This is a genomic window from Tardiphaga sp. 841_E9_N1_2, from assembly GCF_051811065.1.
GTDB classification, from domain to species: Bacteria; Pseudomonadota; Alphaproteobacteria; order Rhizobiales; family Xanthobacteraceae; genus Tardiphaga; species Tardiphaga robiniae.
Window position 1 is genome coordinate 2510460 of the sequence record NZ_JBPWQC010000001.1, and the last position, 13329, is coordinate 2523788.

18 protein-coding genes are annotated in these 13329 nt (G+C 61.8%); 9 read left to right on the forward strand and 9 right to left on the reverse strand.

The features are described from left to right. Positions 1-10: 10 nt before the first annotated feature. Positions 11-1000 carry an ABC transporter ATP-binding protein gene (locus AB8A50_RS12145; RefSeq protein WP_439077804.1) on the forward strand — a complete coding sequence of 330 codons (990 nt, stop codon included), beginning with the start codon at positions 11-13 and terminating at the stop codon, positions 998-1000. Continuing rightward, positions 997-2010 (forward strand): ABC transporter ATP-binding protein, encoded by a 1014-nt coding sequence (locus AB8A50_RS12150; protein ID WP_439077805.1) that lies wholly within the window; start codon positions 997-999, stop codon positions 2008-2010. Before AB8A50_RS12145 ends, AB8A50_RS12150 begins: the two co-directional genes overlap by 4 nt. 182 nt (positions 2011-2192) lie before the next feature. Here the strand turns inward: AB8A50_RS12150 and recA are convergent, their stop codons facing one another. Both recA and AB8A50_RS12160 read right to left on the reverse strand, forming a co-directional pair. Beyond that, a complete protein-coding gene (recA, locus tag AB8A50_RS12155) occupies positions 2193-3296 on the reverse strand; it encodes a recombinase RecA (protein WP_089265133.1) in 1104 nt (367 codons plus the stop codon). A 433-nt stretch (positions 3297-3729) separates the two neighbouring features. Next, positions 3730-3951: an Imm27 family immunity protein gene (locus AB8A50_RS12160; protein ID WP_439077806.1), complete on the reverse strand. Its 222-nt coding sequence runs from the start codon at positions 3949-3951 to the stop codon at positions 3730-3732. A gap of 506 nt (positions 3952-4457) precedes the next feature. Here AB8A50_RS12160 and AB8A50_RS12165 point away from each other — a divergent pair. From AB8A50_RS12165 to AB8A50_RS12175, 3 genes are all read left to right on the forward strand, one after another. Next, a complete protein-coding gene (locus tag AB8A50_RS12165; RefSeq protein ID WP_439077807.1) occupies positions 4458-4871 on the forward strand; it encodes a hypothetical protein in 414 nt (137 codons plus the stop codon). A gap of 74 nt (positions 4872-4945) precedes the next feature. Continuing rightward, positions 4946-5245 (forward strand): hypothetical protein, encoded by a 300-nt coding sequence (locus AB8A50_RS12170; RefSeq protein ID WP_439077808.1) that lies wholly within the window; start codon positions 4946-4948, stop codon positions 5243-5245. A gap of 163 nt (positions 5246-5408) precedes the next feature. Further along, positions 5409-5636, forward strand: a complete 228-nt coding sequence (locus AB8A50_RS12175; protein WP_068735728.1) for a hypothetical protein — start codon at positions 5409-5411, stop codon at positions 5634-5636. Between the two features lie 40 nt (positions 5637-5676). Here the strand turns inward: AB8A50_RS12175 and AB8A50_RS12180 are convergent, their stop codons facing one another. Together AB8A50_RS12180 and AB8A50_RS12185 are read right to left on the reverse strand one after the other, a co-directional pair. Beyond that, entirely contained in the window at positions 5677-6114 is a 438-nt protein-coding gene (locus tag AB8A50_RS12180; protein WP_309948116.1) for an acyl-CoA thioesterase, read from the reverse strand. Between the two features lie 103 nt (positions 6115-6217). Continuing rightward, positions 6218-6496 (reverse strand): hypothetical protein, encoded by a 279-nt coding sequence (locus tag AB8A50_RS12185; protein ID WP_439077809.1) that lies wholly within the window; start codon positions 6494-6496, stop codon positions 6218-6220. A gap of 326 nt (positions 6497-6822) precedes the next feature. Between AB8A50_RS12185 and AB8A50_RS12190 the strand changes: the two genes are divergently transcribed. After that, positions 6823-7032, forward strand: a complete 210-nt coding sequence (locus tag AB8A50_RS12190; protein WP_089265143.1) for a DUF6894 family protein — start codon at positions 6823-6825, stop codon at positions 7030-7032. An 89-nt stretch (positions 7033-7121) separates the two neighbouring features. Here the strand turns inward: AB8A50_RS12190 and AB8A50_RS12195 are convergent, their stop codons facing one another. Beyond that, positions 7122-7403, reverse strand: a complete 282-nt coding sequence (locus tag AB8A50_RS12195) for a hypothetical protein (RefSeq protein WP_120291323.1) — start codon at positions 7401-7403, stop codon at positions 7122-7124. A 145-nt stretch (positions 7404-7548) separates the two neighbouring features. Beyond that, positions 7549-7842 carry an HdeA/HdeB family chaperone gene (locus AB8A50_RS12200; protein WP_420878655.1) on the reverse strand — a complete coding sequence of 98 codons (294 nt, stop codon included), beginning with the start codon at positions 7840-7842 and terminating at the stop codon, positions 7549-7551. A gap of 226 nt (positions 7843-8068) precedes the next feature. Here AB8A50_RS12200 and AB8A50_RS12205 point away from each other — a divergent pair, with 226 nt between their 5' ends. Then, positions 8069-8308, forward strand: coding sequence for a PilZ domain-containing protein (locus AB8A50_RS12205; protein ID WP_175366534.1), 240 nt, complete (start codon positions 8069-8071; stop codon positions 8306-8308). A gap of 7 nt (positions 8309-8315) precedes the next feature. Here AB8A50_RS12205 and AB8A50_RS12210 read toward each other — a convergent pair whose 3' ends face one another. Together AB8A50_RS12210 and AB8A50_RS12215 are read right to left on the reverse strand one after the other, a co-directional pair. Then, positions 8316-9716 (reverse strand): caspase family protein, encoded by a 1401-nt coding sequence (locus AB8A50_RS12210; protein ID WP_439077810.1) that lies wholly within the window; start codon positions 9714-9716, stop codon positions 8316-8318. Positions 9717-9889: 173 nt separating this feature from the next. After that, positions 9890-10126, reverse strand: coding sequence for a hypothetical protein (locus AB8A50_RS12215; protein ID WP_320447847.1), 237 nt, complete (start codon positions 10124-10126; stop codon positions 9890-9892). 314 nt (positions 10127-10440) lie between these two features. On the opposite strand from AB8A50_RS12215, the gene AB8A50_RS12220 reads away from it, so the two are divergent. Both AB8A50_RS12220 and AB8A50_RS12225 read left to right on the forward strand, forming a co-directional pair. Continuing rightward, positions 10441-11652 carry a GNAT family N-acetyltransferase gene (locus AB8A50_RS12220; protein WP_439079969.1) on the forward strand — a complete coding sequence of 404 codons (1212 nt, stop codon included), beginning with the start codon at positions 10441-10443 and terminating at the stop codon, positions 11650-11652. 18 nt (positions 11653-11670) lie between these two features. Next, complete coding sequence (locus tag AB8A50_RS12225) at positions 11671-12615, forward strand: JmjC domain-containing protein (protein WP_439077811.1); 945 nt, start codon at positions 11671-11673, stop codon at positions 12613-12615. Between the two features lie 10 nt (positions 12616-12625). Here AB8A50_RS12225 and AB8A50_RS12230 read toward each other — a convergent pair whose 3' ends face one another. Beyond that, entirely contained in the window at positions 12626-13291 is a 666-nt protein-coding gene (locus tag AB8A50_RS12230) for a DsbA family oxidoreductase (RefSeq protein WP_093756596.1), read from the reverse strand. Positions 13292-13329: the final 38 nt, after the last annotated feature.

Genomic DNA, 13329 nt, shown 5'->3' on the forward strand with positions numbered 1-13329 from the left:
AGTACCCGATATGAGCGTTCCCGTTCTCTCCGTGCGCAACCTGCGCGTCGAATTCGCCAGCCGGCGCGGCGCGCTGCGTGCCATCGACGGCGCGTCCTTCGACATCGCCAAGGGTGAAGTGCTGGGCGTGGTCGGCGAATCCGGCGCCGGCAAGTCGGTGACGGGGCTCGCAGCCATCGGCCTGATCGATCCGCCCGGGCGCATCGCCGGCGGCGAGATCCTGCTGTCCGGATTGCGCATCGACAATCTGCCGGCGGAGGCGATGCGCCGGATTCGCGGCAAGCGCATCGCCATGATCTTTCAGGATCCGCTGACCAGCCTCAATCCGCTGTATCGGATTGGCGACCAGCTGGTGGAGACGATCCGCACCCATCTCAACATGAACGAGACGCAGGCACGCAAGCGCGCTGTGGATCTGCTCGCCGAGGTCGGCATTCCCGCCCCTGACAAGCGCGTCGATGCCTATCCGCATGAATTCTCCGGCGGTATGCGGCAGCGCGTGGTGATCGCGCTGGCGATCGCGGCCGAGCCCGAACTGATCATCGCGGACGAACCGACCACCGCGCTCGATGTCTCCGTGCAGGCGCAGATCATTGCGCTGATCAAACGGCTCGGCCGCGACCACGGCACCGCGGTGATGCTGGTCACCCACGACATGGGCGTGATCGCCGAGACATCTGACCGCGTCGCCGTGATGTATTCCGGGCGCATCGCCGAGATCGGACCGGTGCGCGACGTGGTGCAAAACCCGCTGCATCCCTATGCCAAGGGATTGATGGGCGCGATCCCGACACTGACCGGCGATGCCTCGCAGCGGCTGGTGCAGATTCCAGGCTCGATGCCGCGGCTGTCGGCCATTCCGCAGGGCTGTGCGTTTAATCCGCGCTGCAGTTTTGCGTTCGACCGCTGTCGTATCGAGCGGCCGGAGCCGATCGCTGTCGGCGCCCAGCAGGTCGCCTGTCATCTCTATGATCATGCCCATGCGGAGAGCGCGGCATGACGGCGCTGGTGCAGGCCCGCAATCTCAAACGCGCCTTCGATGTCTCGAAGCCCTGGCTGAACCGCGTCATCGAGCGCAGCCCGATGGAGTTTCTAAAAGCGGTCGACGGCGTCTCCTTCGAGATCAAACGCGGCGAGACCTTTGCGTTGGTCGGCGAATCCGGCTCGGGCAAGAGCACGGTGGCGCGGATGGTGGTCGGGCTGCTGCCGCCGACATCCGGCGACGTCATCATCGACGGCGTCTCGATGAGCGATCCCGGCCAGGCGGGCGCGCGAAGACTGCTGCGCAAGCGCATCCAGATGATCTTTCAGGATCCCTATGCGAGCCTCAATCCGCGGCTGCGCGTTGATGCGATCATCGCTGAACCGATCCGCGCCTTCGATCTCATTCAGGGCGAGCGCGACATTCGCGCCCGCATTGGCGAATTGCTGACGCTGGTGGGCCTGCATCCCGACGACGGGCAGAAATATCCGCATCAGTTCTCCGGCGGCCAGCGCCAGCGTATCGCGATTGCCCGCGCACTCGCATCGGAGGCCGAGTTCATCGTCTGCGACGAGCCGACCTCCGCGCTGGATGTCTCGGTGCAGGCGCAGATTCTCAACCTGATGCGCGAACTGCAGGACAAATTCGGCCTGACCTATCTGTTCATCAGCCATAACCTTGCCGTGGTCCGGCACATGGCTGACCGGATCGGCGTGATGTATCTCGGGCGAATCGTGGAGATTGCGGAAGGGCGCGAACTCTTCCGCGCGCCGCGCATGCCCTATACGCGCATGCTGCTGGGCGCTGTGCCGGATCTGGCCATGTCAGGCCGCGCACGCATCGCGGTCTCCGGCGAGATTCCGAATCCGATCGACCCGCCATCGGGCTGCACGTTTCATCCGCGCTGCCCGGAAGTGTTCGATCTCTGTCGCAAAGTCGTGCCGGATCTGGTCGACGGCGTCGCCTGTCATGCGGTCAACAAACTGATCGCGCCGCCAAGCGAAGCTGTCCCCGCCGCGCGGCGATAATTGCGATCAGCGCGCACCCAGATCAGGACGCCTGAAACGACAACGCGGCAGGCACCGCAGGGAATCGGCAACAGACCCCCACAGCACCCACCGCGAAATCATTCAGCCGAAATGTCGGCTGCAAGATCGGTCCGGCAAGATCACTGCGCATGAACGTCAGTGCGTCTTCGGACCCGATCCGATCAATCTTCTGCCGGCTCCTCGCCGTCACCGCCGTCTTCGTCGCGCTCGATGGGACCGGCGAGAATCTGCTCGGCGATCAGGCCGGAATTCTGCCGGATCGAGGCTTCGATCTTGGCGGTCATGTCCGGATTGGCTTTCAGGAAGGCCTTGGAATTCTCGCGGCCCTGGCCGAGGCGCTGGCTGTCATAGGAGAACCAGGCGCCGGACTTCTCGACGATGCCGGCCTTGACACCGAGATCGAGGATTTCGCCCATCTTGGACACGCCTTCGCCATACATGATGTCGAATTCGACCTGCTTGAACGGCGGCGCCAGCTTGTTCTTCACCACCTTGACGCGGGTCGAATTGCCGACCACTTCGTCGCGCTCCTTGATCGCGCCGATGCGGCGGATGTCGAGACGCACCGAAGCATAGAATTTCAGCGCATTGCCGCCGGTGGTGGTTTCCGGCGAGCCATACATCACACCGATCTTCATGCGGATCTGGTTGATGAAGATCACCATCGTATTGGATTTGTTGATCGAGGCAGTCAGCTTGCGCAGCGCCTGGCTCATCAGACGAGCCTGCAGGCCGGGCAGCGCGTCGCCCATTTCGCCTTCGAGTTCGGCGCGCGGCACCAGCGCTGCCACGGAGTCGATGATCAGCACGTCCACCGCGCCGGAGCGCACCAGCGTGTCGGCGATTTCCAGCGCCTGTTCGCCGTGATCCGGCTGCGAGATCAGGAGTTCATCGACATTGACGCCCAGCTTGCGGGCATAGACCGGGTCGAGCGCGTGTTCGGCGTCGATGAAGGCGCAGATGCCGCCCTTCTTCTGGGCTTCCGCGGCGCAATGCAGCGCCAAAGTCGTCTTGCCCGAGGATTCCGGTCCGTAAATCTCGATCACGCGGCCTTTCGGCAGACCGCCGACGCCGAGCGCGATATCGAGGCCGAGCGAGCCCGACGAAATCACCTCGATGTCCATCGACCGGTCGTTCTTGCCGAGCTTCATCACCGAGCCCTTGCCGAACTGGCGCTCGATCTGGGAGAGCGCGGCCGACAGGGCCTTGGTCTTATCCATGGAGGATCCTTCAACGATACGCAGGGCAGTCGGAGTGGTAGCCATTGATCTAGCTCCTTATGAAGGGATTCGCGACAGGACAAACGGCAAGCCCCAGGATGGCGGCGCTGTTCGGGTTGAAAATAATGTACCCTATCTGTTCTATGTTCGCAATATGTTCTTTTGAGAATTTGGGGTAGTGTCTCAGTTTGAATACTGAACTTTTTGCTTAGAGGCTGGCGCAGCATGGTTAATCAAACTCGTTGGCCAAACTCCAAAGGTCGTAAATCTGGAGCATAAAATCTTGGTACCGTTCAGCGGGATCTACCAGAACGCCATATCTGTCATATTTGTCTTCTTCGCTCATAGCAGCGCTCTCCAAGCTAAAATAACTTTAGTCGAAAGGTGGAGGCTGACAAATCAAGCCACTGCAATTTTCAAACTAGGCCACTAGGGGTCGAAACATGCCAGTACCCTGGGTACTGGCATGTTTTATCTTTCAGTGGCCTAATTTGAAAAGTCCGGGATATTTGGTTTCCGCATCGGAAGGCGCGATTTCACCCAACTGGCGTGGACCGCCGCTGTGCATCTCACTATGTGGGTAAGTGATCTCCCATAAAGCTCCGGAGACTGGGTCGCGAAAAAGCGTTTCCCACCCGCTCGCATCGTGTCCGATCTTTTCTAGCGCTGCGAGGGCTGCCGATATCTCTGCTTCGGTCATAGTAGCTCCAGGTACTGGCCTGTTTCCGACCCTAGTGGCCTAGTTTGAAGACGGCAGTGGCCTGATTTGGTTTTTGGCACAAAGTGCACAGGACTTTCCCTGAGGCAGGCATATAAATCGTTCCCTCAGATGAGGGAAACCACGTGTCAAAAGAACACCTTTATAGCGCCTTCATCATCGTGGCGGAGCTAATCCCGTCGCGATAGTCGCAACCCTCGTTTTCCTAAAGTAAGGCCACCCACTGAGGCGGCTTCTTTCACCCTGCTCGACGCTTTGCCTTCTTCAAAGATAGCTGCAAGCAGGCTTCCAAATCATCGAAGATGGCCGCCGACAGGTTGTCGGGAAACGCGGTACTGGCCAGTTCACGCTGCACTGGCCTGGTTCGAAAACGGCCGTGGCCTGACTGGGATTGACCGAGCCACTTTTGAACCTTCCTGCGCGTTTCCCGCACAACAGGATGTCCGCATCGCTCATGCGTTCAATCCGACATGGGAAGGTCACACGCCGTGAAGACGATCGCACTGCTCTCCGTCGCTGCCCTGTTGCTCGTCGAACTCAGTGGCGCGATGCCCAGGTCGAGCGTGGGTGGCCCGATGACCATCATGCTGATCATGGTTATCGCCATGCTGGCGGTGGGAATTCACGACGCCTGGACAAAGAAGCGCGGCCCGCTCGGATGGATCGCGAGCATTGTCGCGTCGGTCATCGGCGGCTTCGTGGCGGCGAGCCTGGTCGGCATGATCATGGACATGATCCGCCCGCACCTGCACCTGAACGGGTCGCTCGTATCCTCACAACATCCTCTGCTCTATATCTCGCTCGCGGGCATGGCGATCCTCACGGTGCTCGGATCATGGATCACGCTGCAGATCCCAGGCTGGCTCGTGAAGCGCAGCGAAGCACCCCGTAGCGGTGCATGAGGCGAGGCTCCCTTCTTTGAACCTTCGTGCAGCTTTCCTGCACAACAGGGGGTGAAGCCAGCGAGTAAAATCCGATGAACAGAAATCAGCGCATGGTCGTGGCAACAGCACTCTGCGTGATCGCAACCGTGCTGGCATTTACATTTCTCGTGTGGTCACACGGGCACATATCCAACGCCGCAAAATTTGTCGTCTTCTATACGAACACCGATTCCCGTTACCCCGGCCTCGTCAACTATTGGGGCATCTACATTCGACACGGTCTTGCCGGATACCTGCTCGGTCTGATTGCGCCTATCTGCCTTCTGGCGGTCGCAGCATTCGTTGCCCTGGGCAGGCCTTCATCGGGCGATCTGGGAACGTTGCCAAGGTAAGGCCGCCTCGGGGCGCGGCCTCTTTTGGTCAGTGCAGCGGTTGAACCGGCCGGACGCCCGGGTCACCCCAAGACAGGCAAGTCGGGTCGCACAAACTGCGAGCCGGCACACTCTGGACAGTTCCCTGCCACCACTTTAGAACGCTTCTAGCCAGGGAGCGTGGATGCCCAAGCCAAAGAAAACCGCCGCCGAACTTCAGAAGATCATTCGAGAAGCCGCCGCAATCGCCGGGCCATGGCCCAAGAACATGAGCGTGATCATCTATTCGCTGGATGACAGCTGGCGCGTCATCGTCAGCTACTCGGATCCGGCACAGACCCCCTTTCGCGACCGGTTGATGGAGATCTGCCGGGGCCTCGCCCATTTCTACGATCTGGACGAGCCAGCCTAGAGTCGCCCGGCGCCGCGCACCGGCCCATGTCACCTGTGCCTTATCCCGCGAGATGCGTTTCGCGCGTGGCGATCAGATCGCGAATCGGTTGCGCGATTGGCACCGGGCGATGGGTCTTCTGATCGGTATTGACCCAGACGATCTCGCCGGTGGCAAACAGATCGTCGGCTGCGCGCGCGAAGATGCCGAGTTCGAACACCAGACTGGAATTGCCGATTCGCGCCACGCGCGCGGCGACGTCCAGCTCCTGATCGAACAGGATCGGCGCCTTGTATTCGATCACCGATTTGACGACGTGAAAGTCGACGCCGCTCGCCTTGGCATCGGCAAACTGGTCATAGCCGAGCGCACGAAAATATTCGGTGATGGTCGTGTCGAAGTAAGTGAGATAGTGCGCGTTGAACACGACGCCCTGGCCGTCGATCTCGGAATAGCGCACCCGAAACGGGTGGAAGAACCAGAACCGGTCGCGTGACATGTGTCCCTCGCCTATGACGGCGGCTTCGTTCTCCGCCCTGATGCTCCCCTAGCCTCTCTCGCGCGGCGAAGCCAGCCGCCGCAGAAGGACGTCATGCCGCAACTCAGGTCTGCTTGATGGCCTTCAGCACAATGAAAATGTGCGACGCTGCGATGATCACCGACGCCAACATGAGTCCGAGATTGGCGCCGTGAACCTTCTCCGGTGCGAAGGTCGTCGCCGTCCAGATGATCAGGCGCACCGTCAGCATGAAGACGACCATGCCCCACAGTGCAATCCGCTTCGGCGCATCCCATGTCGGCTTGCCGTCGAAGCCCCACTGCATCGCGATGTGCTCACCTGCGATCCGCGGCTCGCCATAGAGGTTGCACCCGATCATCACGGCCAGAGCACATGCAAATACCCGACAACATGATGGCCCCTATGTGAAACCGCGGCCGGATGACGCCCGTATCTCATCCCATCATACCGCAACGATCATGGCGCCCGATACAATGGCCGCCTTCGATGACAACCCAGAGATGCATCACGGTTCCGAAAGCGGATCCCTGCACGCGCGACTGGCCGCGCAAAAAAACCGTTTATTTGCCGCAAATTTTGCACATTTCTATCGACGCACGGAACAAGTTAGTTTAGCGGTATCATTGTCTTACAGCAACCTCAGGTGCTGCAAGCCATTTACACGCGCGCCAGCTGTGGTCGTTTCCCGTGCCTCGATATTTCTTTCATATTATCGCCGAAAACACGTTCCTCGACGAAGAAGGGACGAGCTTCAAGGACGATCAGGAAGCGATGCTGCACGCACGTCAGCTCGCATCGGAGATGGTGCGCAGCCTAGGCGTCGTGAGGGGCGCGATCGTCGTCGAGAATGAAGACAGCGGCGGATTGTTCGAAGTGCCGCTGTCCTGGAGCAACTGACACAGGCGCATATGTCAGTGGCCGCGCGCAGGCTTCAGTCCATTTGCGCGCCCGGCGGCACGAGCCGCCGATGCCACGTCATGGCCTGATCAATTCGCAGCGCTGCCGGTCTTGGTGCGTGGCTGTTTAGCGGGTGCAGCCGCCTTCGGCGCATCGCTGCGCACATTGCCCCATGGATCGGCCGCGGCTTTGGTGTCGGGAATCTTGCGCAGCGACTCGCGATACGCCTTCTCGGTGATCGCGTCCTGCTCCTTCTCCTCCGCCGACTTGGACTTCACCTCCGGCATCAGGTTCATCATCTGCGCGGCGGCCGGGCCGGTCAAAAGCGCGAGCACTGCGACGACGCTGAATAGTTTGCTGGATCGTTTCATGGCACCAAAGCTCCGTGAATTTCGGAGGCGTTATACCACTGGCCATTCGGGCACGCCAAGCGCCTGACGCAAGGCACCCCGTCGTGCCTCACGCAGGTTGAAACCTTCGGAAACCGGGAAACCCGGGCGCTGCCTGGACTGGAGCCTAGTCGCCCAGCACTTTCTCCGCGGCCGTCACGATGCTGATGGTCGGGTGCGCCGCGCAATAGGTGCCGAACTTCTTGGCGTTCTCCACGAACACCTCGGTGTCGATGATCGCATCGTCCGAGTCGCCCTTGTACCAGCCGTCCATCCAGGTCAGCACCATCTTGATCTCGTCGGGACCGGATTCGACGAATTGCTTGCAGGACATGGTGGACAGATCGAGCACGACAGCCTGGGCCGGCGCGGCAGAGAACATGGCAGCGACAGTCAGAAACGCGCAGGCGAATTTCATCATGGTCCCCTTCCCCGAAAATGACGCCGGCCGATGGTTGGCTGAGCGTCCAACGGCCCGACGGTATCATGGAGTTCATTTCCTTGATTTGATATTTTTATGAAATCTTCTGATCCTCCAGAACTTCACGAAGGATGAACAGGCGGGTCCGGATTTCCAGGATCGGCTTTATCGGCCGGCAAGATCGCGGTGCTAGACGTGGCGCATGCAGACGATGCGGACGACAATCATGATCGAGAAACGAACGGCTCCACGACACCGGGTTCTGAAGCGCGGCACGCTGGCCTTTGGCGGCGGCGGTATCGATTGCACCGTCCGCAACCTCTCGGCCTCCGGCGCGCGGGTCGATATCGCAAGCCCGCTCGGCCTGCCGCAAAATTTCATGCTGGTGATCGAGGCGGATCACTTCATCCGCCGCTGCCGGCCGGTCTGGAATAACGACCGCCAGCTTGGCGTGGCGTTCGAGTAGGCGCCCGTCAGTAGCGCCCGCGGCCGCCATAGTTGCCGCCGCCGTAACCGCCATAGCCTCCACCGCCGTAATAGACGCGCGGTACCGGCTCATAATAGACCGGCGGCGCACGGCGGATGATGACCTCTTCCTCCACGATCTCGCGGCCGCGCCGCGGTGGTGGCGATGGCTTGTCGGCGCGCTTCTTCGTGGGCTCGGTGGTTTTCTCCGCTTTCTTCGATGCAGGCGCTGCTGCGGGCGGCGTGCCGCACGGGCATGTCGGGCCCGGTCCGGCCAATGCGACATTGGTCGGCGCGTTCGCTACCGCATCCGGCACCGGCTTGTTGCGCGTGCGCTCCTCGAGCTTCTGCGCGGTCGATGTCAGATCGCTGTCGGGATATTTCGCCAGGAAGTCGCGATAGGACGGCGCGGTGTTGGTGATGACGGCGTTATTCCACGCCACCATCTTGTAGTGACGGTCGAGCCATTCTTTCGCCTGCGGGCCGAGCGGCGGCTCGGCATAGAGGCCGACAAAGGCCTCATAGGCTTCCACCGAACCGTCCGACACGATCAGATTGTTGGCGTCCTGCACCGGCTTGCCCTGCAGCTCCTTGCGCCATTGATCGACGGTCTTCTTGGTCACGGCGGGCTTGGCGCCGGCATCAGTGCCAAAGAAGCGAAAATCATTGACCAGCGACGAGCTCTCCCACGGCGTTTGCCGCCCTTCGGTGGCCTGATTGACCGACAGCCGCACGCGCTTGAACGCATCCTCGATCGGCAGGCCCGGCTCGCGGCCGGCCTTCAGCAGCGCCGTCGTATAGGGGCTGTTGCCGTCCTTGCCGTCTTCGGCTTCGGCGCCAGGCGATGTTGAAAATGACAGCAGTGTGCCGGGCGTGCCGAATTTCACGTCGACCTGGGCAAGCCCGCGGCCGGTGGTCTTGCTGATGGCCGGAAACGGATTGTTGCGGCAGGCATCGAGCAGGATGATGCGGCTCTTGCTCGGCACGGATGTCAGCGTGTTCAGGATGTCGTTGAGGCGCACCGCCTGCAGCGGAATATCGGCTTCGCGCTTCGGATCGATATCGACCGGCACCAGATAGTTCTCGCCGTCGATCTGCAAACCGTGGCCGGCATAGAACACCAGCGCCACCGTGTCGGGCCCCTTGGCGGACACATTGGCGGCGAAGCCGGCGATCCTGGCGCGCAGATCGGTCTGCGACAGGTCCGTGGCCGACTGCACCTCGAAGCCGGCATCGCCGAGCATCTGCGCCATGGCCTTGGCGTCATTGACCGGATTGGGGAGCGGCGCGATGGACCGATAGGAGGACTGCCCGATCACCAGCGCCAGACGACTCTCCGCCCATGCGGCTTGCGAGCCGAGCATTACCGTCGCTGCAACGATCGCGCTGCGAATGACAGGACGAACCATCGAACAGTCTCCCCGGCCTGGGCCAGCTCGCGCGACGGATAATTCCCCGCCTGATTCAACTGAAATCAGGATGGCCGCACGCCAACAATGCGACGGCCTGCCGCTGCCCAATTTGGTCGCTGTCAACGCAAGCACGGTTCACGGGAACCGCGTGCGACATATGCAGTCGAAGATTACTTTTTCTTCGCTGCCGTTGTAGGCGCGGGAGCAGGAGCGACGCCGCCCCATGGATCGTATTTTTCCTTGGGAGTCGGAACGCGCTCCAAGGCGGCCTTGTACGCCTTCTCGTCGATCTTCGGCTTTTCGGGCCCAGGCGCATGATCGGCGCCGCCGCGCTTGCCGCCCATCTGCGCTGTCGCCGGCGCAGCCAGAAGCGCCACTGCCGCGATCGCCAATACCAATGCTCTCATCATGCGTCCCTCCGGCGCCTTGATAGCCTGACGTGCAGGCCATTTTCCAGCCCCAACATGGCGAGGCCGCGACCATCGACCGCAGGTCCGCCCGTCCTGGGAAACGAGCGAATACTCCGGCACTCGCCACCCCGGCCGACCCATATCCGCTGAAAACACAGGCTTTTCAGCGACCGTTTGGTGAACGATCGGTTGCACATTCCCGTCAAATTTCGTGTCCGGAAAAACCGGATCTTGGAATGTTTCGCCTAGTCTCCGCAGACAGCAATGGAGAAGCGGCCTGCGCCGCCTTCCTTGCGACGGGGATCGGGGACGTGGTCGACATTGCAAACCCAGCCGGCATGCATGGCAGCAGAGCAACGGGCGCCGGGATGACCGCGACGAACCGCCCAGCGTCTGCGCCCGATGCGCTTGCGCCGCTCGCAGCAATCGCGCCCGAGCCATGGCGCGCGCTCGCGCAGCAGGCCATCGAGCCGAACGGCTATTACCTCGCCGACTGGGAACTGGCCGTCAATGCATCCGCGCGCGGCCGCACCGATGTCGCCGCGCTCAGCGCCTGGATGAGCGACACCGGAATGCCCCGCTTGATCGGGCTGCTGCCGGTGATCACGGCGCGGCGCGCTTATCGCATTCCGCTCCCGGCACTGGTCAGCGCCGATCCCTATGGCACGCTCTCGACGCCGCTGCTCGATCGCGACATGGCATCGGACGCCGTGACGCGCCTGCTGGAGCAGGCCCGCAAGGCCGGCGCGCATGCGCTGATCCTCGAGAACGTCTCGCTCGACGGCGCCGCAATGCAGGCGATCCGCAAGTCGCTCGCCATGCAGGATCTTGCGCCGCGCATCCTGCAATCGCACGCCCGCGCCTGCCTCGATGCCACGCGCGATGCCGAGGATCTGCTGCGCGATGCGCTCGGCGCGAAGAAGCTGAAAGAACTGCGCCGCCAGCGCAATCGTCTCGTCGAACATGGCGATGTGACATTCGAGATCGCGCGCACGCCGGCGGAAATCGCTGCGACCATCGACACGTTCCTGACGCTGGAAGCGAGTGGATGGAAGGGCAAACGCGGCACCGCCCTGATGCAGGATGCCGGCGACAATGCCTTCATCCGCAGCGCCACCAAGGCGCTCGCCGAACAGGGCCAATGCGAGATCGTCACGCTGCGCGCCGGCGACACGGCGGTCGCCTCCGGTGTGCTGCTCAGACATCTCGATCGTGCCTTCTACTTCAAGCTTGGCGTCGACGAGCGCTTCGCCAAACTGTCCCCCGGCGTGCAACTCACGCTCGACGTGACGCGGCATCTCTGCGCCGATCCCGTGATTGCAAGCGCCGACTCCACGGCCAATGCCGGCCACCCGATGATCGACCCGATCTGGCGCGGCCGCCTTGCCATCGGCGACGTGCTGATTCCGCTGCGCAAGCACGATCCGCTGGTATCGCTGATCCACGGCGCACTCACCTTGCGTCGCTCGATCCGCGAGCCGCTGCGGCACGTCGCCCGCTCCATCCGCAACCGCCTCCGATAGATATCCAGGGGTTCAACCATGAACGCTGCAACTGACGTCGCGCCGGTGATCTCGGCCGCCAATCAATCGCTCAAGAACGATTTTCCGCTGAAGCCGTTCGCCATCAAGCACAAGCTTGCCGGACATCCGCTGCTGACGCTGCAGCGTATCGCGCAGCTCGCATCCGAACTGCCGCGCGATCTCATCGAATACAATTCGGGAAAGGTCGCGATCAGCCAGGACCCCGACGCGATCCCGTCGGTGGATCTCGACCCGGTCGAAGTGGTCAAGCGCATCGAGACCGCTGGTGCGTGGATGGTGCTGAAGCGGATCGAGAACTCGCCGGAGTATCGCCAACTGCTCGAAGACACGTTGCTGTCGGTGGCGCGCGCCCGCGGCTTCAACAGCCTGCTCGATGCCGGCTTCGAACAGCTCGAAGGCTTCCTGTTCGTGTCGTCGCCGAATTCGACCACACCGTTCCATCTCGACAGCGAGGATAACTTCTTCGTCCAGATCCACGGCGAGAAGTTCTTCACGATCTATGACAACAAGGACCGTGCTATCGTCTCCGACGACGAGATCGAGCGCTCGATGACCAAGCACCGCAATCTCAAATTCGACGACAGTTTCGCACCGCGCGCCGTCGAGTTTCACATGTTCGATGGCGATGGCTGCTACGTGCCCTATCAGTGGCCGCACTGGGTGCGCACGGCCGGATCGTTCTCGATCTCGATGGCAATCACCTGGAAGACCAAGGAAGTGCGCCGCATCAACGACCTGCACTTCTTCAACTCGATGCTGCGCGGCATCGGCTTGCCGCAGAAGCCGCCCGGCCAGCAGCCGATACTGGATACGCTGAAGCTGGCCTTCTACCGGACCGTCACCACGGTGATCAAACCGCTGCGCAGCTCACTGGCCATGCGTAAACTGCTGCGCCGCATCGCGCTCGGCAAGAAGGCGAATTACTATCTGAAGGGCGCGTAAGCGCGCGCCCTTACTCGGCCGCCTCCGCGTTCACTTCCGCCGAGACCTGACGGATCGCGCGCGCGAGCTTCTCCGCATCCTGCGCACCGGACACCGCATATTTGCCGGCGAATACGAAAGTCGGCACGCCGGAAATGCCCTTGTCGGCGGCTTCCTTGGCGTTGCCTGAGATCAGCGCGACGTCCTCATCAGTGGCGAGGCGCTTGCGGATATCGTCCGCATCGAGCCCGACATCGGCCGCAGCCTGCACCAGCGTCTCACTCTGCGTGAGATCTCCGCCATCGCGGAAATACAATTCCATCAGGCGCTGTTTGACCTCGGCCGACTTGCCGGAGGCTTCGGCCCAATGGATCAGCCGGTGGCAATCGATGGTGTTCGGCTGGCGCTTTACGCTGTCCGGCCGGTAGGTCAGGCCCTCCTGCTCGGCCGCATCGACGACACGGCCGGCGATGCCTTTGTAGGCTTCGACAGAACCGAATTTGGTCTCCAGATAGGTCGAGCGATCAATGCCCTCGCGCGGGATCCACGGATTGAGGAAGAACGGCCGCCAATTGACATGCACCGGCACGTCGGGGACCAGCGCCAGCGCATTCTCGATCCGGCGCTTGCCGATATAGCACCACGGGCACACGACGTCGGAGACGATATCGATCTGAAGCGGCTTGATGGTGCTCATGGGCGGGCTCCCTGTATTTGTTCCGCCCACAAATAGGC

Coding starts and splice junctions, on each gene's coding strand:
- AB8A50_RS12180 (WP_309948116.1), bottom strand. CDS start 6,114: ATGTCACGCGACCGGTTCTGGTTCTTCCACCCGTTTCGGGTGCGCTAT.
- AB8A50_RS12210 (WP_439077810.1), bottom strand. CDS start 9,716: ATGGTTCGTCCTGTCATTCGCAGCGCGATCGTTGCAGCGACGGTAATG.
- AB8A50_RS12170 (WP_439077808.1), top strand. CDS start 4,946: ATGAACAGAAATCAGCGCATGGTCGTGGCAACAGCACTCTGCGTGATC.
- AB8A50_RS12145 (WP_439077804.1), top strand. CDS start 11: ATGAGCGTTCCCGTTCTCTCCGTGCGCAACCTGCGCGTCGAATTCGCC.
- recA (WP_089265133.1), bottom strand. CDS start 3,296: ATGGCTACCACTCCGACTGCCCTGCGTATCGTTGAAGGATCCTCCATG.
- AB8A50_RS12160 (WP_439077806.1), bottom strand. CDS start 3,951: ATGACCGAAGCAGAGATATCGGCAGCCCTCGCAGCGCTAGAAAAGATC.
- AB8A50_RS12225 (WP_439077811.1), top strand. CDS start 11,671: ATGAACGCTGCAACTGACGTCGCGCCGGTGATCTCGGCCGCCAATCAA.
- AB8A50_RS12195 (WP_120291323.1), bottom strand. CDS start 7,403: ATGAAACGATCCAGCAAACTATTCAGCGTCGTCGCAGTGCTCGCGCTT.
- AB8A50_RS12205 (WP_175366534.1), top strand. CDS start 8,069: ATGATCGAGAAACGAACGGCTCCACGACACCGGGTTCTGAAGCGCGGC.
- AB8A50_RS12150 (WP_439077805.1), top strand. CDS start 997: ATGACGGCGCTGGTGCAGGCCCGCAATCTCAAACGCGCCTTCGATGTC.
- AB8A50_RS12200 (WP_420878655.1), bottom strand. CDS start 7,842: ATGATGAAATTCGCCTGCGCGTTTCTGACTGTCGCTGCCATGTTCTCT.
- AB8A50_RS12215 (WP_320447847.1), bottom strand. CDS start 10,126: ATGAGAGCATTGGTATTGGCGATCGCGGCAGTGGCGCTTCTGGCTGCG.
- AB8A50_RS12230 (WP_093756596.1), bottom strand. CDS start 13,291: ATGAGCACCATCAAGCCGCTTCAGATCGATATCGTCTCCGACGTCGTG.
- AB8A50_RS12175 (WP_068735728.1), top strand. CDS start 5,409: ATGCCCAAGCCAAAGAAAACCGCCGCCGAACTTCAGAAGATCATTCGA.